At 55.4% G+C, this 16,748-nt stretch carries 18 protein-coding genes and 1 pseudogene; 8 read left to right on the top strand and 11 right to left on the bottom strand.

Annotated elements, in window-relative coordinates; all coding sequences use genetic code 11:
* The first annotated feature begins 25 nt into the window (after nt 1-25).
* The 3 genes from OWK27_RS13405 to OWK27_RS13395 are packed head-to-tail and all read left to right on the top strand — an operon-like array spanning nt 26 to nt 2,626.
* Nucleotides 26-496, top strand: coding sequence for a MarR family winged helix-turn-helix transcriptional regulator (locus tag OWK27_RS13405; protein WP_148422068.1), 471 nt, complete (start codon nt 26-28; stop codon nt 494-496).
* Nucleotides 493-1,560 carry an HlyD family secretion protein gene (locus OWK27_RS13400; protein ID WP_242174438.1) on the top strand — a complete coding sequence of 356 codons (1,068 nt, stop codon included), beginning with the start codon at nt 493-495 and terminating at the stop codon, nt 1,558-1,560. The genes OWK27_RS13405 and OWK27_RS13400 overlap by 4 nt, the downstream gene beginning before the upstream one ends.
* Nucleotides 1,550-2,626, top strand: coding sequence for a DUF2955 domain-containing protein (locus OWK27_RS13395; protein WP_148422064.1), 1,077 nt, complete (start codon nt 1,550-1,552; stop codon nt 2,624-2,626). Before OWK27_RS13400 ends, OWK27_RS13395 begins: the two co-directional genes overlap by 11 nt.
* On the opposite strand, the gene OWK27_RS13390 is transcribed toward OWK27_RS13395, so the two are convergent.
* Nucleotides 2,623-3,894, bottom strand: coding sequence for a DUF445 domain-containing protein (locus OWK27_RS13390; RefSeq protein WP_148422062.1), 1,272 nt, complete (start codon nt 3,892-3,894; stop codon nt 2,623-2,625). The genes OWK27_RS13395 and OWK27_RS13390 overlap by 4 nt on opposite strands.
* A 245-nt stretch (nt 3,895-4,139) precedes the next feature.
* Here OWK27_RS13390 and OWK27_RS13385 point away from each other — a divergent pair, with 245 nt between their 5' ends.
* The 3 genes from OWK27_RS13385 to tssD are packed head-to-tail and all read left to right on the top strand — an operon-like array spanning nt 4,140 to nt 5,500.
* Nucleotides 4,140-4,502: a tlde1 domain-containing protein gene (locus OWK27_RS13385; protein WP_193354803.1), complete on the top strand. Its 363-nt coding sequence runs from the start codon at nt 4,140-4,142 to the stop codon at nt 4,500-4,502.
* Nucleotides 4,502-5,008: a hypothetical protein gene (locus tag OWK27_RS13380; RefSeq protein ID WP_252004633.1), complete on the top strand. Its 507-nt coding sequence runs from the start codon at nt 4,502-4,504 to the stop codon at nt 5,006-5,008. Before OWK27_RS13385 ends, OWK27_RS13380 begins: the two co-directional genes overlap by 1 nt.
* On the top strand, nt 5,009-5,500 hold the full coding sequence (tssD, locus tag OWK27_RS13375) for a type VI secretion system tube protein TssD (RefSeq protein WP_193354801.1): 492 nt from the start codon (nt 5,009-5,011) through the stop codon (nt 5,498-5,500).
* A 59-nt stretch (nt 5,501-5,559) separates the two neighbouring features.
* Here the strand turns inward: tssD and OWK27_RS13370 are convergent, their stop codons facing one another.
* The 5 genes and pseudogenes from OWK27_RS13370 to OWK27_RS13355 all read right to left on the bottom strand — a co-directional run bounded on the left by OWK27_RS13370 (nt 5,560) and on the right by OWK27_RS13355 (nt 8,911).
* The gene (locus OWK27_RS13370; protein WP_420712961.1) at nt 5,560-5,979 is read right to left on the bottom strand and encodes a hypothetical protein; all 420 of its coding nucleotides are present in this window, start codon (nt 5,977-5,979) and stop codon (nt 5,560-5,562) included.
* Nucleotides 5,959-6,102 (bottom strand): annotated as a pseudogene (locus OWK27_RS24370) (type I restriction-modification system subunit M N-terminal domain-containing protein); the annotation flags it as partial. The gene OWK27_RS13370 and the pseudogene OWK27_RS24370, both read right to left, overlap by 21 nt.
* An 87-nt stretch (nt 6,103-6,189) precedes the next feature.
* Nucleotides 6,190-7,371 (bottom strand): restriction endonuclease, encoded by a 1,182-nt coding sequence (locus OWK27_RS13365; protein ID WP_267590547.1) that lies wholly within the window; start codon nt 7,369-7,371, stop codon nt 6,190-6,192.
* 101 nt (nt 7,372-7,472) lie between these two features.
* Complete coding sequence (locus tag OWK27_RS13360; RefSeq protein ID WP_267590546.1) at nt 7,473-8,120, bottom strand: LysE family translocator; 648 nt, start codon at nt 8,118-8,120, stop codon at nt 7,473-7,475.
* A 38-nt stretch (nt 8,121-8,158) separates the two neighbouring features.
* Nucleotides 8,159-8,911, bottom strand: coding sequence for an AraC family transcriptional regulator (locus OWK27_RS13355; RefSeq protein WP_252004636.1), 753 nt, complete (start codon nt 8,909-8,911; stop codon nt 8,159-8,161).
* 138 nt (nt 8,912-9,049) lie between these two features.
* On the opposite strand from OWK27_RS13355, the gene OWK27_RS13350 reads away from it, so the two are divergent.
* Nucleotides 9,050-10,420, top strand: coding sequence for an NAD-dependent succinate-semialdehyde dehydrogenase (locus OWK27_RS13350; protein ID WP_267590545.1), 1,371 nt, complete (start codon nt 9,050-9,052; stop codon nt 10,418-10,420).
* Nucleotides 10,421-10,467: 47 nt separating this feature from the next.
* Here the strand turns inward: OWK27_RS13350 and OWK27_RS13345 are convergent, their stop codons facing one another.
* Nucleotides 10,468-10,788 (bottom strand): hypothetical protein, encoded by a 321-nt coding sequence (locus OWK27_RS13345; protein ID WP_148422055.1) that lies wholly within the window; start codon nt 10,786-10,788, stop codon nt 10,468-10,470.
* Nucleotides 10,788-11,333, bottom strand: a complete 546-nt coding sequence (locus OWK27_RS13340; protein WP_176608792.1) for a YfaZ family outer membrane protein — start codon at nt 11,331-11,333, stop codon at nt 10,788-10,790. The genes OWK27_RS13345 and OWK27_RS13340 overlap by 1 nt, the downstream gene beginning before the upstream one ends.
* A 411-nt stretch (nt 11,334-11,744) precedes the next feature.
* On the opposite strand from OWK27_RS13340, the gene OWK27_RS13335 reads away from it, so the two are divergent.
* Nucleotides 11,745-13,103, top strand: coding sequence for an esterase-like activity of phytase family protein (locus OWK27_RS13335; protein ID WP_267590544.1), 1,359 nt, complete (start codon nt 11,745-11,747; stop codon nt 13,101-13,103).
* A gap of 78 nt (nt 13,104-13,181) precedes the next feature.
* Here the strand turns inward: OWK27_RS13335 and yjiA are convergent, their stop codons facing one another.
* The 3 genes from yjiA to OWK27_RS13320 all read right to left on the bottom strand — a co-directional run bounded on the left by yjiA (nt 13,182) and on the right by OWK27_RS13320 (nt 16,617).
* Nucleotides 13,182-14,135 (bottom strand): GTPase, encoded by a 954-nt coding sequence (yjiA, locus tag OWK27_RS13330; RefSeq protein WP_267590543.1) that lies wholly within the window; start codon nt 14,133-14,135, stop codon nt 13,182-13,184.
* A 10-nt stretch (nt 14,136-14,145) separates the two neighbouring features.
* On the bottom strand, nt 14,146-14,349 hold the full coding sequence (locus OWK27_RS13325) for a YbdD/YjiX family protein (protein WP_267590542.1): 204 nt from the start codon (nt 14,347-14,349) through the stop codon (nt 14,146-14,148).
* A 114-nt stretch (nt 14,350-14,463) separates the two neighbouring features.
* Nucleotides 14,464-16,617: a carbon starvation CstA family protein gene (locus OWK27_RS13320; RefSeq protein ID WP_148422049.1), complete on the bottom strand. Its 2,154-nt coding sequence runs from the start codon at nt 16,615-16,617 to the stop codon at nt 14,464-14,466.
* Nucleotides 16,618-16,748 lie beyond the last annotated feature (131 nt).

The following is a 16,748-nucleotide window of genomic DNA, read 5'->3' as shown; positions in this document are numbered from 1 at the left end:
TGGGGTAATACGAGAGGAACTCCCCATGAGTGAAGACGATCTGTTTAGCCGCAGGCCGATGGGCATGCGGATGGCGATGATCGTGCGCCAGTGGCGCGCGGTGATCGACGACGCCATTCTCGACACCGGGTTAACCCAGTCGAGCTGGACGGTGATGATGCAGCTTCATCAGCTTGGGGATAACGTCTCGGTCAGCGAGCTGGCGGAGGTGCAGGGTATTGAACTGCCCCCGCTGATGCGCACGCTGACGCAGCTGGAAAAGCAGGGCTACCTGCTGCGCACCGTCTCGCCATACGACAGGCGCATCCGGCTGCTGACGCTGACGCCTGAAGGAAAGGCCATTCTTCAACGGCTCACTCGGGTGATCGAGACGCTTCAGGCGCGCGTATCGCAAAACATCGCGCCGGAACATATCGATATTTTCAGCGCCACGTTAAATCAAATCGCCTGCAATTTGCGGACAATCCGCGAAGAAGATAACAAGACCGAAAAATAATGACTCCTGAACAAAAGTTTGCCCGCTGGGTAAGGGTGAGTATTGCCTCTTTCCTGCTGATGTTTGTCTACTTTATCGTCGCGGATATCTGGATCCCGCTGACGCCGGACTCCACCGTGATGCGCGTGGTGACGCCGGTGTCGGCGCGCGTCTCCGGCTATGTGGCGGCGGTCCATGTCCATAACAACAGCCAGGTGAAGAGAGGCGATCTGCTGTTTGAACTCGACGACACGCCGTTTCGCAACCGGGTCGACGCGGCGCGCATCGCGCTGGAGCAGGCCCGCCTGTCTAACGAGCAGCTGGACGCGCAGATTGCCGCCGCGCAGGCCAGCCTGAAAACCGCCGTGCTGACGGCGCGTAACGATAAGGTGACCTTCGACCGCTACCGGAAGCTGAGCACCATGCAGAACGTTTCGCAGGCGGATCTGGACAAAGTCCGCACCGCCTGGCAGAGCAGCGAGCAGTCCGTCAGCGCAATTCAGGCCAACATCCATAACCTGCGCATTCAGCGCGGGGAGCGGGATGAGCACCGCAACGTGACGCTGCAAAAATACCGCAACGCGCTGGAGGAGGCGGAGCTGAATCTGGGCTGGACGAAGGTCTACGCCGGGGCGGACGGTACGGTCAGTAACCTGCAGTTGAGCCCCGGATTTTACGCCTCGTCCGGTTCGGCCGCGCTGGCCCTGGTGAACACGCAGACGGATATCGTGGCCGATTTCCGCGAGAAGAGCCTGCGCCATACCCACCAGGGCACCGATGCCGCCGTGGTGTTTGACGCCTTCCCGGGGCAGGTGTTCCGCGCCCACGTCACCAGCAGCGACGCGGGGATCCTCGCCGGACAGGAGGCCGTTAACGGCCAGCTGTCACAGCCCGAAACCTCCAACCGCTGGGTGCGTGACGCTCAGCGTATGCGCATTCACGTGGCGCTGGACGAGGCCATACCGAAGCCGCTGCCGACCGGCGCGCGCGCCACCGTTCAGCTCTACAACAGCGAAGGGCCGTTTGCGCGCTTCTTCTCCGGGATGCAAATTCATCTGGTGAGCCTGCTTCACTATGTCTATTAGCACTCTGGCGCGGGTCTTTACCCCGCACGGCAACATCGTCTACACGGCAAACGACTTTCGCCAGACCCTGCGCATCGTCTTTGCCGGGATGATTGCGCTCAGCGTGTCGAGCTTTTACAACACCAGCTACGGCGTGTTTTTTGTGGTTTATCCGATCATGCTGCTGTCGCTGGTGCCGGTGTTTAACCGCCACGTGGCGAAGCAGTTTGTGTTCAGCGCTTCGCTAAACTGCGTGGAGATGGTGCTTATCATCGGCTATCTGTCGCAGTGGCCGGTCATCATGACGCTGGTGGTATTTGCCCTGTACGTGATGCGGTTTCGCTTTATGAGCAAGGGGCCGCTGTTCCTGTTCGGTTCGATGGGGGTGGTGTGCCAGAGCGTGATGCTCAACTTTATGAGCTATCCCACGACCAGCTGGCACACGCTTTTATTCTCCAACATTGAAGCGAGCGTGATGGCGGTGTGCCTGAGCGCGCTGATGAATTACCTGCTGCCGGACGTTGAGCCGCGCAAGCCGCCGCCGCTGATCGAGAAAAACGACGCCCGCGTGCGCCACGAGTCGCTGCTCTCCGGCACCGTGGCGACGCTGATTTTCGTGGTGTTTCAGATTAGCGATTTAAGCGATTCCCTGTCGGCGCTGATGGCGGGCATTCTGATCCTGTTCCCGATGCACTATCGCGGCTCGGTGATCAGCTCCATCTGGCGCGTGGTCGGCGTGGTGCTGGGGTGTCTTTATATCCTTGTCGTCCAGCTTATTCTGTACGATCACAGCAGCCACATGCTGCTGATGATGCCGCTGATTGGCCTTGGGCTGGCCTTTGGCGCGCGTCTGCACGTGATGGAGAAGGTGGGTGCCGGGGTGGGCTTCGCCAGTATTACCACCATCGGCATTATGTTCGGGCAGAACATGCACCCGGACAGCGACCTGGTGTTCAGCGATCTGTACCGCATCACCTCCGTCACCTTCGCGCTGGTGGTCACGCTGACGATGGTCTTTCTGGTGCACCTGATCCTCAACCGCTTCGAGGCGACGCGCTACGTTATCGCGCCGCCAAAAGCGGATTAATGCCCCAGCACGGCGGGCAGCTGCGAGAGCAGAAACAGGATCAGACCGATCGTCCCGCCCACCAGGGTGCCGTTAACGCGAATGAACTGAAGATCTTTACCGATGTTGAGCTCAATCTGACGCGACATGTCTTTGGCGTCCCAGCTTTTCACCGTGTCGCTGATATGTCGCGTCAGGAACGCGGCGAAATCCGGCGCCACGCGGTGCGCGGCCTGCTCCAGATGTTCGTTCAGGGACGCGCGCAGGCTGGCGTCGTTGGTCAGCGTTTCGCCAAACCACAGCCCGGCGCTGGCGATGCGCTGCTTCACGCGGGAGTCGTCGCTCTGCATGTCATTTTTCAGCCACTGGCGCAGGTCGGCCCACATCTCCCCCAGATAGCGGTTAAAGGCCTCGTCATTTTTCAGGTAGTGCTTAATGTTTTCGGCTTTTGCCGTCATCTCCGGATCGTTTTTCAGATTGTCGATGAGCCTGATGGTGGCGCGGTCGAACGCCTGACGGATCTGGTGCGTGCGATCGTGGCTGATGTCGTCCAGCAGGGTATTTACCGCGTTTGACACCATCTCGGCGCTCTGGTCGCCCAGCCACTCGGTGGGCAGCACCATCGCCTTGCGCGGATGCTCGGTCTTAAGCCAGTGGACGATCTGGTCGGAAATAAATTCCCGCGTGCTTTCCCGCTGGATCAGGGTAATCAGCCGGTTAATGATGGCGTCCAGCAGCACCTGATGGCGGTTGTTTTTGGTCATGCTCTCCAGCATGACGGCGCTGGTTTCGGTTAAATCGACCTTGTCGATAGCCTTATGCACCGCGCGCTTGAGCAGGCGCTGAATGCGACCGTCGTCGGTCAGTTCCAGAAAACCGCTCATCACCTGCACCAGATGCTGCCCCACGCGCCGGGCGTTATCGGGCTGGCTGAACCAGGTGCCAATCATCTGCGCGGGCTCATAGCGACGGATGAGGGCAACAAGGGACTGCGTGTCGAGAAACTTCTCCTGCACGAACTGGCCGAGGTTATCGCCGATACGGTCCTTATTGCGCGGAATAATCGCCGTATGGCGCGAGATAAACGGAATGGGCACCCGGCGAAACAGCGCGACAACCGCGAACCAGTCCGCCAGCGCGCCGACCATCGCCGCCTCGGCAATGGCCTTCACGCCGCGCACCCAGAAGGTTTGCGGCAGGAAGAGGGTGGTGATAAACGCCGCGACGGCAATCAGCAGCAGCGACAGCGCCAGCAGCTTGGCGCGTTTGAGTTCAGCTATTTTTTCCATGGGTTAAGGATAGAGGTAAGTGAACCAAAAGTGCAAAGCTGGCGTTAAGGGAGGAAGATGTCTTCTTTGAGTAAACAGGTCGCTATTATATTAAAAAAATATGCATTGAAATTATTTATTATTAATTTTTCTATGTTTTTTGTGCTCCTCTATTCCTGGGCATAAGATTTTGTGACCGTTGAGGTAATTTTAACTCTCTTGTTAGTCATAAGATAAAGAACTATTCGTGAAAGGAGGGGTTATTAATGACATGGGAATACAAAGTATCAACAGGGGTATTAAGTCACAATGGCGAGTTTGTTGCTAACTGCTACAGCGGTGCTGGCGAATCGAAAGATAAACCAGAATGCGAACGACAACGAAACAGAGGCCCTATACCAAGAGGTATTTATTTTATTGCCGGGTGGAATAATCACAAAAGCGCAGAGGCAATTATCCTTGAACCTATAGCGGGGACCAATACTTTTGGTAGGAATCATTTTCAAATCCATGGCGATAAGAAAGGCCAACCACCGGGGTCAGCATCTGCAGGCTGCATCATTATGAACGGTCAGGATAAACGACATATGATTTATGATTCAGGTGACACAATACTGGTGGTGAGGTGATGAAATACCTCATTGTATTTATCTTTTTCCCCATGTATTTATTTGCTAAGGGCCATGGACCTGAACAGATTTTGCAAATGATAAATGATAAAGGTGCCAGTTCAGTTGTAACGGAACTGGATTCAAATGATAGCGGTGAGTCGGAATGGTGGAATCTTGTCATCCCGGAGATAAGTAAAGGTTCCCGTGCATGGTTAGCCGTAGCGAGTGCACTTGAACCTGGTGTGGATGCCAGTACGGCTGAAGATCTAAAGGCGGCGCTTTCTGAAGCTATTCCACATAATCCAGCGGGTGTGTTGGCAATCTTAAAAGACGATAAACCGTTGCTCTCTATTGACCAAATCTGTGCTTTCGCTAATTTCCCGAAGACGGAAGCAGAGAGCAATAAGCTTTTTGTCGATTCAATAAGAGAGATGTTTAAGGTTAAAACCACAGAGGGTAAAAGATGTCTCGCCGTTATGATCGAAACCATTGAACACTCTGTTCCATTCGATAAGGATATTTAAATGGCCATTCCAGGATATATGTCATTAACTGACGAAGTGGGTAATATCATAAAAGGCAGCGTGAGAGTTAAAGATCGTGAAAATCAGATTGAGGTTTTAGGCCTCTATCATAACGTAAGCTATAACTCTGATCTGCATAATGGCAGAGCGTTAAGCAAGCGGCAGCATCGTCCATTTCTAATCGAGAAGGAAATTGATGCCTCTAGCGTTCACCTGTACAAAGCATTGAGCACGGGTGGCACGCTCAGGAAAGCGGCTATCGACCTGTATAGAATCAATGATGCCGGGCAAGAAGAAACCTATTTTACGATAATGCTGGAAGCGGTGAAGGTCGTTACGGTATTTTCAGTGATGCATGACGTGAAAGATACTTACCATGAAAAACAAGGGCATCTTGAGCTTGTTTCGCTTCGTTATGAAAAGATTACCTGGCATTACCGTGACGGTAATGTTATCCATTCGGACGACTGGGATTATCGATTAGGGGCTTGATTAACTGGCTACGGGAGAGAGACAGTTTCCCGTAGCCGGGGGAAAATCTCTGCTGTAATTCAATCTTTTAACCGTGTAATTTGTTTTTTATTGAAAACATTAATATTTAAGTTTTTAAAGATTTTCCCTTTACTCCATTGTTTTATTATTGGACGTACTTTACCGATAACTATAATCTCGTCTTTAGCTTCGAGTTTTTCAAAAAAGGTAGAATCGTTACAGGTTAAACCAGGAGCGAAAAACTCTTTGCTTTTATCCTCATGCTCCAGTGTACATAACTCTCCCTTGAGTGAGTAGAAATTACTTTTTTCAGTATTAATGTGTTTCTGTGCATCTTTAACAGTTATAAGAATTGCGACAGGATGCGTAATTTTATCAGCTTTTTTAAAAAGGACGGGATAGCGATCTTCATCATAGAAAAAATCATTCCAGCTAATTTTTTTACCGTTGCAACATTTTTGCTCTTCATCGGCGAACATTTTCTTACGATGAGACTCAAATTTATCACTAATAAATTTCAGGAACACGAGGCTCAGTACCACATGCTTGTACTCGGAGGATTCAACGCTACCGCGAAGCTGGTTCGCGGTATCCCATAAAATGTCTTCAAAGCCTTTCTTTGCTTAGTCTTTTTAGCCATGATGAACTCAATCAGGAAAAATTTGGCGTCTATTGTAGCGATTAAGACGCTAAATTTCGCCTTTTAATCCCTCTTCCAGTTCATCAAAAAGCTGCATGTCCACGTCCAGCAGTTCGATCGCATTGCTGCGACGTATGCCGACATTATTCTCTATCAGCAGTTCAAGGAGACGGTCACCATCAATCAGGGTAATAGGAGCCGCTCCGGGATGCAGAGCCGCTTTTTCACAGTTCCCGGCAAAGCGGCCCGTGGTGATGAGCATGCCCCGGATCGCGCTGTGATAAGGCAATGCACCACGTAACTGGTCGATAACAGGACGGGTTATGTTGCTCTGCATACGCTTAACCTGCACTACTTCCGTGATGGTAGTAATGCCCACCTGTACTCTGCCGACGACGTCGACACCCTTATCGCCCGACGCTTTGGTCACTTCCACCTGTTCATAACCCATTGCCTCCAGAAGTTGACCAATCAAATGCTCAAACTTGTAGGGATTCATGGTGCTGATTTGTTCGCGAAGCTGCTCTTTTTGCTGCTGGTTGTAGCGCTTAACAGCTTCCAGAAGTTCTTTTCGCGGATCGGCTTTGCGGGCTGGTAAGGCATTCGCCAGCCATGCCCGGCCTCTATCGGTGATGTAGTAACTCATCCCTTCCCGGGCGACCATATCGCGATCGATCAGGTTATAGAGTCTCGAGTAGAGGGTGCTTTTGACAGAACTGGTTGAAGCGAACTTTGAATGCTGATGTAAAAAAGCCTGCCATTCCGGGAGTAAGTCAGCACGACGGGACATTTCACGTCCCGCCAGCAGTTCAAGAAGTTGCAGCAACCCTTCTTTATCGTCCAGCGCGCGTAGTGTGGTGTCATCATCATTCAGGAATTGATGCCCGCGCTGGGTGGGTTCCCATGTATCTTTCGACGTCGTTTCCATCAGTTCGAAGACAGAAGAGTTTAGAAACAAATAGCTACCGTAACTATGACGGGGATTGAGGATGTGGTTATCCTGGTTCCAGATTTTCAGCGCGATCTCGGCATCTTCGCCTTTCAGGCGTTCGTTGATCCACATATCGGGTTCGGACCAGTCGACCGGCTTTTGCGGCGTGCCGGTTTGTTCCTGTATTGCATTGATCATGTTACGTACGGAATTCACTGAATAGCCGGAGACGGCTTTCATCATTGCCTGAACCTGCGCGTAGGTTGGAAAAAGTGGCGTGATGACTTTGTAATTTTTCACGTTGTTCCCTTAACGATTGCTGTGACTTTAGCTTGCCACGTCAGGGAAGAAATACTAATAGCTAAGTCACTTATTTTGTAAGGCAATGAAGGCGTTGAATTCTATATAGGCAAAACACTATTTGATAGCAGCCGCCACAGCACCCACCCGCCAAACGCCATCAGCACTACCCCTGCCGTGCGCTCAATCAGCCACAGCGAGCGGCTGAGCTTCTGCTGCACCGCGGGTAGCCCCATCAGCGACACCAGCGCCAGATCCCACGCCAGCACCACCATCACCATCCAGACGCCGCAGGTCGACTGCTGAAGAAGCGTGACGTTCGGCCCCAGCAGCGCCGTCATCAGCGCCAGATAGAACAGGGCGTTCTTCGGATTTAACAGCGCCGAGCCGAGCCCCAGCAGGATCTGCTTGCGCAGCGAGGGAAAGCGCTGATGGGTTTCATTCAGCACCAGCGCTTGCGGGCGGCTGCGCACCAGGTGCGAGCCTATCCACAGCAGGTACAGCGCCCCGCAAAGCTCGATAAGGGTAAACAGCCACGTAAACTGGCGCAGCGCGCTCCAGCCGAGGATCACCAACAGGATGTACACCCCGTTGCCCGCGGCGATGCCGAAGCACAGTCCAGCGCTGCCGCGCAGCCGGTAGCGCGCCGCGTAGCCCACCAGCAGGAAAAAATCGGGACCCGGGCTTAGCAGGGCAACAAAATGCGCCAGCGCCAGGGCGAGAAAAGCGGAAGGGAAGAACGTTTCCATAGTGACCTCGTTGCATTAACTGAGGCCACCTTACGATGTTACTTATCCTGATTATTGTCTGATATTGATCGGCCCGTGGCGTACTGGCGCGGCGTGGCGGCGGTATAGCTGACGAAGGTCTTGTGGAAATGGCTCTGGTCGGCAAAGCCGCTCTGATAGCCAACGTCGGCGATATCGTCCCCGGCGCGCAGCCGCGCTTTGGCGTACTCCACGCGGGAAATGTTGAGAAAGCTGCCCGGCGTCAGGCCGGTGTCCTGCCTGAAGGTGCGGATCAGCGTCTCCTTGCGGAGCGAGAAGCGTTGGGCAAGGTCATCAAGCGAGGGCGGTGCGGCAAGGTCGGAAAGCAAAGCCTGCTGAACGTGCTGGCTGGTTGAACGTAGCTCACCCGTGCGGCTGGCGCAGCGCGGAAGGGCAGATATCAGCGCGTTCAGGGAATTAGCCGACATGTTCTCAACAACGTTCAGGTAAAGCGCAAATAGCGTGCGGTCGCGAATGACCTGTTCTGCCAGCGGAAAGTCCGTGTCGATATAGAGCATATGGTAGCTGCGCGGTTGCCCGGCGACGGGATTGCAGCTGTGCGGCGCATAGGCCGGGATCGCAATGAGGTCCCCGGGATGAAGGATGTACTCTCTGTCATGACACACGCAGCAGGTCTGGCCTTCCACTATCGCACCAATCGAGAGCTGGGGATGACAATGACGTTTATACGCCACGGTGCTCTGCCACGTGCTGCGCAGCTCAAGGCCCGGAATGCGGTTAAAGTTCTGTCGGACGTGTCGGGTATGGGTCATAGGCGCTCCTGTCGGGTATGTTTTTTATACCATGCCCGTGCCCCACTAAGAACCCTCCGTATATACCCAACTTTACCTCCATCGCCAGTCATTTTGACTACGCTTAAAACCCTAAGCGGTAAAACAAGGAGATTCGATATGGCTTACCAGACAGTAAATCCTGCCACTAACCAGCTCGTCAAAGAATATCCCTCCCACACTGACGCAGACGTTGAGGCGGCGCTGAAGGCAGCCGATGCGCTCTATCACTCCGACTGGGCGAAGGGCGATATAAGCCAGCGTCTGCCGGTGCTGCATAAGCTGGCCGATCTGATTGACGAGCGCGCGGAGGATCTGGCGAAGATTGCCAGCCAGGAGATGGGTAAGCTCATCGAACAAAGCCGTGGCGAAGTGAAGCTGTGCGCGCAAATCGCCCGCTATTACGCCGACAACGCGAAGCAGTTCCTTGCCCCGGTGAAGTATCAGTCCGAACTCGGGGAAGCGTGGGTTGAACATCACCCCATCGGTGTGGTGATGGCCGTCGAGCCGTGGAACTTCCCGTATTACCAGCTGATGCGCGTTCTGGCGCCAAACCTGGCGGCGGGTAACCCGGTTCTGGCCAAGCACGCCAGCATCGTACCGCACTGTGCCGAGACCTTTGCGCAGCTGGTGCGTGAAGCGGGCGCGCCGGAAGGGGCGTGGACCAACCTGTTTATCTCGTCTGAACAGGTGGCGAACATTATCGCCGACGATCGCGTACAGGGGGCTGCGCTCACGGGTTCCGAAAAAGCGGGGAGCGTGGTGGCAGCGCAGGCAGCGAAGCACATTAAAAAATCGACCCTCGAACTGGGCGGTAACGACGTGTTCGTGGTGCTGGACGATGCCGACCTGGAGAAAGCCGTGAAGACAGGCGTTAGCGCGCGGCTCAACAATGCCGGACAGGTCTGTACCGCGGCGAAGCGCTTTATCCTGCACGAAAACATTGCCGACGCGTTCCTGAGCAAATTCACCGAGGCGTTTAAGCAGGTGAAGATTGGCGATCCGCTGGATGAAAGCACTACGCTGGGGCCGCTATCGTCTAAAGACGCGCTTGAAACGCTGGCTAAACAGGTCGACGAAGCGGTGAAAAACGGGGCGACGCTGCACTACGGCGGCAGGCCGGTACAGGGCGACGGGAGCTTCTTCGAACCAACGATCCTGACCCACATCTCGCGCGACAACCCGGCGTATTTCGAAGAGTTCTTCGGCCCGGTGGCGCAGATCTATGTGGTGAAAAATGACGACGAGGCGGTCGCCCTGGCGAACGACTCCCACTACGGTCTGGGCGGGGCGGTATTCAGCCAGGACATCGAGCGGGCGAAGAAGATGGCGTCGCGCATTGAGACGGGGATGGTCTACATCAACTGGCTCACCGACACCGCGCCCGAGCTGCCGTTCGGCGGCGTGAAGCGTTCCGGCTACGGACGCGAGCTGTCGGATCTGGGGATCAAAGAGTTTGTGAACCAGAAGCTGGTGGTGGTGCGCAAGTAACGCGGTAATAAAAAAACCTGCCATCCGGCAGGTTTTTTTCAGGAAATTTATTGCACTTCAATCTTGTCCCAGCCGCTTTTGAACATGCAGCTGTCAACGAGCGTATCCCGGCGATATTCATTCGCGTCTTCCACCGTGTAGCTCGTTGAAACATCCTTTTTCTTATGCTTCTTGTCCGTTTTTTCCGAGCTTGAACCGGTCACGACGTTATCCGGGGGCAGATCGATAAGCGCCTGCGCTTCGCATTCCGTAAGCTTCTTATTCATCTCAGCATCACTGACGCCAGGCTTAACCCATTTGTACTGGACACAACCGGCAAGCATGACCGTGATGCTTAAAACACAAAGCGCGGCTATGCGGGGTTTCATCAGAAACTCACTCCACCGCCCACGTAGGCGCCGTCGATCAGCGTGTGGTTTGGACGGCCGTCTTTACCGTCAACGCTCACGTGGCGGTAGCCCACCTTCAGCGTTACCGGTTTGATCGGAGTCCAGCTAACGCCGCCGTTGGCTTCAACGTAGTTCTTCACGCTGTTGTTCAGGCCGTCCGGCGCAACGTAACCTTCACCAAACACGCGGATGCTGTCGGTCAGAGCAACGTTCACGCCGCCGCCGACTGGGAACGCCACGCCGTTATCGCCTTTTTTCGGGCCGATGTAGATAGCCTTCGCGCCAGCGTTCAGCATCACCGGGCCGACTTCGACGTTGTAGCCTGCGCCCACGCCGCCGGTCTGGGTGCCGTCATCGGTGTTTTTCAGCCAGTTGCCTTCGGTGTACAGACCGGAGGTGGATTTACCCATTTCCACGTTCAGGTTGGTAAAGTTTTTACCCTGCTCGATGCTGCCGCCCATGGCCAGCGCGGAGCCCGATACGGCGGTCAGTGCGGAAAGGATCAGAACGTTAAGTTTTTTCATGAGTATGCCCTCGTCATCAAATTAATCTGAGGGCACCTTAACAAGCGATGTTTATGACTGCAAATGTGATGCATATCGCGGTTTTATGCTGATTATGTATGTTTATTGAAACTTAAATGTTGCATGAATGTTTATTTGGCCTGTCGTCAATGCGGAATAAATTCGCGTTTAGGTACAGTTTATATTTCTGGCTAAACGGTGAATGAACGAGGCGCAAATAGTCATTCAGGGTGAATTAATTGAGTTTCTAATAATTTCCAAAAGTATTTCAACTGTCACAGATAAAGACAGAGGTTTACATTTCTGGTGATTGATATACACCCTTTCGGGCGGATCCGTGCGCTCGCGATGTCATTTTTCTGACACGTTTCTTCATTACGTTGTTGGCTTTACTTTATGGATGCTAACAATATGAAAAGAAAAATCATTCCTGTGCTTATCGGCTGTGCGCTCTCTTTCTCTGGCCTGGCGGCACAGCCAACCGCTGAGCGCTACGTCGTCAGCTTTCCCGACGGCTCGCACGTAAAATACAGCGGTGCGTTTGCCGGCGCGTTTCCGAACGGGCTTCCGGTGGGGATTGGCTCAGGCTTGCTGTTCACCGGCAGGCAGGGCGATACCCTGACCTTCGCGACCGTAACCGATCGCGGTCCCAATGCGGATTCGCCAAAGGTGGGGAAAAACGACGCCAAGATCTTCGTGACGCCGGATTTCGCCCCGCTGCTGATGACGATTCGCGTGCAAAACGGCAAAGCGGAGGCCGTGGATGCGCGCCCGCTGCATGACGATAAAGGCGAGATTAACGGCCTGCCGCTGGAAAACGGCGTGATTGGCTCGACCAATGAAGTGGCGTTCAGCGACGCTTTAAAGGTGCTCAAGGGCGACAACCGCGGGCTGGATACGGAAGGCATCACGCCGGACGGGAAGGGCGGTTACTGGCTTTGCGACGAGTACGGCCCTTTCCTGATCAACGTCGACAGCAAGGGTAAAATTCTGGCGATCCACGGCCCGCAGGCGGCAGAAGGGGAGAAATCCATTGCGGGCGGTTTGCCCAACGTTATCAAATGGCGTCAGGCCAACCGGGGCTTTGAAGGGCTAACCCGGATGCCGGACGGGCGTATTATCGCCGCCGTGCAAAGCACGCTGGATATCGACGGTAAGAGCAAAAAGCAGGCGCTGTTTACGCGTCTGGTGAGCTTCGATCCGGCGACCGGCAAAACCGCGATGTACGGCTACCCCGTCGACAGTGACGTTTACGGTAAGAACAGCGACGCCAAAATTGGCGACATCGTGGCGCTGGATGACCACTCTGTCCTGCTGATTGAACAGGGCGAAGATAAAAACGACGCGATGCGCAACCTCATCTACAGGGTCGATTTGCGCAACGCGAGCGACCTGACGGCGTTCGACAGGCCTGGCGAGTACCCGGAGTTTGATGACGCGAAAACGCTGGCGCAGCGCGGCATTACGCTTGCTAAAAAAACGCAGGTGGTCGACCTGCGCGCGCTGGGCTGGCAGCAGGAAAAGGCCGAAGGACTGGCGCTGATTGACGGTAAAACGCTGGCGGTGGCGAACGATAACGACTTTGGCGTGAAGGTGGCGATGCAAAACCCGGTGGAGGGCAAAAAGCTCAAGGACTATCGGGTGAACGCGCAGGGTGCGCTGACGCTGGATGATAAGCCGGTGGAAACCACGCTCAGCGTGAAGCCGCTGAAGAAACCGGAATCAGACAGCGAGCTGTGGATTGTGACGCTGCCGCAGGCGTTGAAATAAGTTTATCTCTTACCCCTCACCCTAACCCTCTCCCAAAGGGAGAGGGGATTGTTCGGTGCGCGTAGTTAAACGGAGAGGTTATTTCTTCAGCCCCGCAAACGCCGCCCGAATTTCTTCTTCCGGCAGCTGGATTCCAATAAACACCATCACGCTGTGCGGCGTTTCCTCGCCCCACGGACGGTCCCAGTCGGCGCTGTAGAGGCGCTGCACGCCCTGGAACAGCAGGCGGTTTGGTTCGCCGTCGATCCACAGCATGCCCTTATAGCGCAGCAGCTTATCCGCAAACGACAGCAGCAGGTTCTCCATCACGCGGGAGACCTCGCCGATATCTACCGGGTAGTCCAGCTCTACCACGATCGACGCCACGTCGTTTTGCTTGTCGGACATAAAGTGGAAGCGCGGTTTCGCGGTGATATTCTCTTCCAGCATAAAGCCGTTAGTGTTGAACAGCCGGGACAGGTCGATATCGCCGTGCGTCACGGTGTAAATCGGCGCGCGGGAGTTAATGCGCGTCAGGCGCTCGCGCAGCTTAACGCTGTCGCCCGCCACGTCGGTTTTGGTCAGCAGGATGCGGTCGGCGTAGCCCACCTGGGACTGGGCGATGGTGAACTGGTTCATCTGCTCGTCGGCGTGGGCCGCATCAACCAGGGCGATGACGCCGTCCAGCAGGTAGCGCTGGCAAAGAATATCGTGGGAGAAAAAGGTCTGAACGATCGGGCCAGGGTCGGCCATGCCGGTGCACTCGATCACCAGACGGTCAAAGTCGATTTCACCGCGATCGCGGCTGTCGAGCAGGTCCAGCAGGGCGTTTTCCAGCTCGCTGGAGCGGGTGCAGCAGATACAGTCGTTGGTCAGGGTTTTGATCTGGGTGGCGCGATCGCCAATCAGCTGGTCGTCAACGGAGACTTCGCCGAACTCGTTTTCAATGACGGCGATTTTAAAGCCGTGCTGCTCGTTCAGAATGTGGCGCAGCAGGGTGGTTTTACCGGCGCCGAGAAAACCGGTCAGCAGGGTAACGGCAATCGGGGTCATGGTCTCTCCTTTAGCAGCAGCGGACGCCGCCTTCTCCACTTCCGCCGTAGCGCGCTTCCTGACGCTCGCGGAAGAATTCGGTGTAGGTCTTGTACGGCTTATCCGGATGGTTGGTCTTCATATGCTCAACGTAGTTGTCATAGTCCGGAATGCCAATCAGCATTTTCGCCGCCTGACCGAGGTATTTTTTTGCTTCGCCTAAGTTACCAAACATTGTGGATTCCAGACAGGAAAAGCCCCTCACCCTAACCCTCTCCCCATAGGGGAGAGGGAACTTTTACACCCTCTCCCCTATGGGGAGAGGGCTGGGGTGAGGGGTATTAGTAGATTAATGGTGGGAAGAGGTCTTCACGCCGCCTTCCGGCACCGGCACGTACGGGGTCTCTTTATCCGTACGACCATCAGCGTTACGCACCTTCATCCAGGTTTTGATGCCGTAGAAGATGATGCTGTACACCACCACCAGGAACAGAATGCTCAGGCCCGCGTTGGTGTAGTTGTTCACCACGATATGGTTCATGTTGGCAACCTGCTGCGCGGTCAGATCCGCGCCGCCTGCGGCGATCTTCTCCTTGTACTGGTTAGCCATGTAGAAGAAGCCTTCCAGCTGCGGGTTGCTGCTGAACAGCTTCAGACCCAGCGCCCAGGTGGTGCAGAGCAGCAGCCACAGTGCAGGCACCACGGTGACCCAGATGTATTTGGTGCGCTTCATCTTCACCAGCACAACGGTACCAAGCACCAGCGCCACTGCCGCCAGCATCTGGTTAGAGATGCCGAACAGCGGCCACAGGCTCTTAACGCCGCCGAGCGGGTCAACAACGCCCTGATACAGCAGGTAGCCCCACAGGCCGACGCAGCCCGCCGTACCGAGAACGCCCGCCACCAGAGAGTCGGTTTTCTTCAGGAACGGCACGAAGTTACCCAGCAGGTCCTGCAGCATGAAGCGGCCCGCGCGGGTACCGGCATCCAGCGCGGTGAGGATGAACAGCGCTTCGAACAGAATACCGAAGTGGTACCAGAAGCCCATGTCCGCCCACGGCAGCACTTTATGGAACACGTGAGCGATACCCACCGCCAGCGTCGGTGCGCCACCTGCGCGGTTCAGCACGGACGGTTCGCCGATGTCTTTCGCGGTCTGCATGATCTGCTCAGGCGAGATCACAAAGCCCCAGGAGCTGACGGTCGCCGCCGCGTGTACGCTGGCCTCTTTCAGCTGGGCCATAATCATTGCGGTATTTTCGCCGCCCATTTCATGCAGGTTTGGCATGGTGATGCCCAGACCCGCCGGCGGCGTGTTCATCGCGAAGTACAGGCCTGGCTCGATAATAGATGCCGCAACCAGCGCCATGATCGCCACGAAGGACTCCATCAGCATCGCGCCGTAACCGATGAAGCGCGCGTCGGTTTCGTTGGCCATCAGCTTCGGCGTGGTGCCGGAGGCGATCAGCGCGTGGAAGCCAGACACGGCGCCGCAGGCGATAGTAATAAACAGGAACGGGAACAGGGCGCCTTTCCACAGCGGGCCGGTGCCGTCAATGTACTGGGTCACCGCCGGCATTTTCAGCTCCGGGTTGATGATCACAATACCGATTGCCAGCCCGACGATTACGCCGATTTTCAGGAAGGTCGCCAGGTAGTCGCGCGGTGCCAGAATCAGCCACACCGGCAGAAGGGCAGAGATGAACGCGTAACCGATCAGCGCGAAGGTGATGGTGGTGTCCTTGAAGGTCAGCGCCGGGCCCCAGTACGGGTCGTGCGCAATCACGCCGCCGAAGTAGATAGAGGCGACCAGCAGCACGATACCGATAACCGACACCTCCCCCACGCGGCCAGGGCGCAGGAAGCGCATGTAAATGCCCATGAACAGCGCAATCGGTACGGTAGAGCAGACGGTAAAGACGCCCCACGGGCTTTCGGCCAGCGCTTTCACCACGATTAACGCCAGCACCGCCAGGATGATGATCATAATCAGGAAGCAGCCAAACAGGGCGATAGTGCCCGGCACGCGGCCCATCTCTTCTTTGATCATCTCACCCAGCGACGAGCCGTTACGGCGCGAGGAGATAAACAGCACCATAAAGTCCTGCACCGCCCCCGCCAGCACCACGCCCGCCAGCAGCCAGAGCGTACCCGGCAGGTAGCCCATCTGCGCGGCCAGCACCGGGCCGACCAGCGGGCCAGCGCCTGCAATGGCGGCAAAGTGGTGGCCAAACAGCACGTAGCGGTTGGTTGGCACGTAGTTCAGGCCGTCATTGTTAATGACCGCCGGGGTGGCACGCGTCGGGTCGAGCTTCATGACCTTCTGCGCAATGTATAAGCTGTAGTAGCGATAAGCCACAAGGTAGACGGAAACCGACGCGACCACGATCCACAGGGCGCTTACGTGCTCGCCCCGGCGTAATGCGACAACCGCCAGACAGAAAGCGCCGAGGATCCCGAGTAAGGCCCAGGGCACGTGCTTCAGTAGTTTTTTAGTATCCATAGTAAGACCTGGTTTTTTATGTAAAGAAAAAAGGGTCAGGGTTCGTTGTGAGGAGGTATTGATTAATGCTGGAGCGATCGTGCCAGATCCTCGCGCGCGTAAAGGACGGTAAATGGGTGAGTGGTTGAAAG

Source organism: Enterobacter cloacae complex sp. 2022EL-00788, assembly GCF_026627565.1.
GTDB lineage: Bacteria > Pseudomonadota > Gammaproteobacteria > Enterobacterales > Enterobacteriaceae > Enterobacter > Enterobacter pasteurii.
The sequence above is the reverse complement of the archived record's forward strand: the minus strand, read 5'-3'. Positions and strand labels throughout refer to the sequence as shown.

What these genes read in the sequence shown, in the direction of transcription:
- tssD (WP_193354801.1), top strand. Translation starts at nt 5,009, where the DNA reads ATGGCCATTCCAGGATATATGTCATTAACTGACGAAGTGGGTAATATC.
- OWK27_RS13390 (WP_148422062.1), bottom strand. Translation starts at nt 3,894, where the DNA reads ATGGAAAAAATAGCTGAACTCAAACGCGCCAAGCTGCTGGCGCTGTCG.
- OWK27_RS13320 (WP_148422049.1), bottom strand. Translation starts at nt 16,617, where the DNA reads ATGGATACTAAAAAACTACTGAAGCACGTGCCCTGGGCCTTACTCGGG.
- OWK27_RS13325 (WP_267590542.1), bottom strand. Translation starts at nt 14,349, where the DNA reads ATGTTTGGTAACTTAGGCGAAGCAAAAAAATACCTCGGTCAGGCGGCG.
- OWK27_RS13350 (WP_267590545.1), top strand. Translation starts at nt 9,050, where the DNA reads ATGGCTTACCAGACAGTAAATCCTGCCACTAACCAGCTCGTCAAAGAA.
- OWK27_RS13345 (WP_148422055.1), bottom strand. Translation starts at nt 10,788, where the DNA reads ATGAAACCCCGCATAGCCGCGCTTTGTGTTTTAAGCATCACGGTCATG.
- OWK27_RS13360 (WP_267590546.1), bottom strand. Translation starts at nt 8,120, where the DNA reads ATGGAAACGTTCTTCCCTTCCGCTTTTCTCGCCCTGGCGCTGGCGCAT.
- OWK27_RS13355 (WP_252004636.1), bottom strand. Translation starts at nt 8,911, where the DNA reads ATGACCCATACCCGACACGTCCGACAGAACTTTAACCGCATTCCGGGC.
- OWK27_RS13385 (WP_193354803.1), top strand. Translation starts at nt 4,140, where the DNA reads ATGACATGGGAATACAAAGTATCAACAGGGGTATTAAGTCACAATGGC.
- OWK27_RS13380 (WP_252004633.1), top strand. Translation starts at nt 4,502, where the DNA reads ATGAAATACCTCATTGTATTTATCTTTTTCCCCATGTATTTATTTGCT.
- yjiA (WP_267590543.1), bottom strand. Translation starts at nt 14,135, where the DNA reads ATGACCCCGATTGCCGTTACCCTGCTGACCGGTTTTCTCGGCGCCGGT.
- OWK27_RS13370 (WP_420712961.1), bottom strand. Translation starts at nt 5,979, where the DNA reads ATGTTCGCCGATGAAGAGCAAAAATGTTGCAACGGTAAAAAAATTAGC.
- OWK27_RS13395 (WP_148422064.1), top strand. Translation starts at nt 1,550, where the DNA reads ATGTCTATTAGCACTCTGGCGCGGGTCTTTACCCCGCACGGCAACATC.
- OWK27_RS13405 (WP_148422068.1), top strand. Translation starts at nt 26, where the DNA reads ATGAGTGAAGACGATCTGTTTAGCCGCAGGCCGATGGGCATGCGGATG.
- OWK27_RS13340 (WP_176608792.1), bottom strand. Translation starts at nt 11,333, where the DNA reads ATGAAAAAACTTAACGTTCTGATCCTTTCCGCACTGACCGCCGTATCG.
- OWK27_RS13335 (WP_267590544.1), top strand. Translation starts at nt 11,745, where the DNA reads ATGAAAAGAAAAATCATTCCTGTGCTTATCGGCTGTGCGCTCTCTTTC.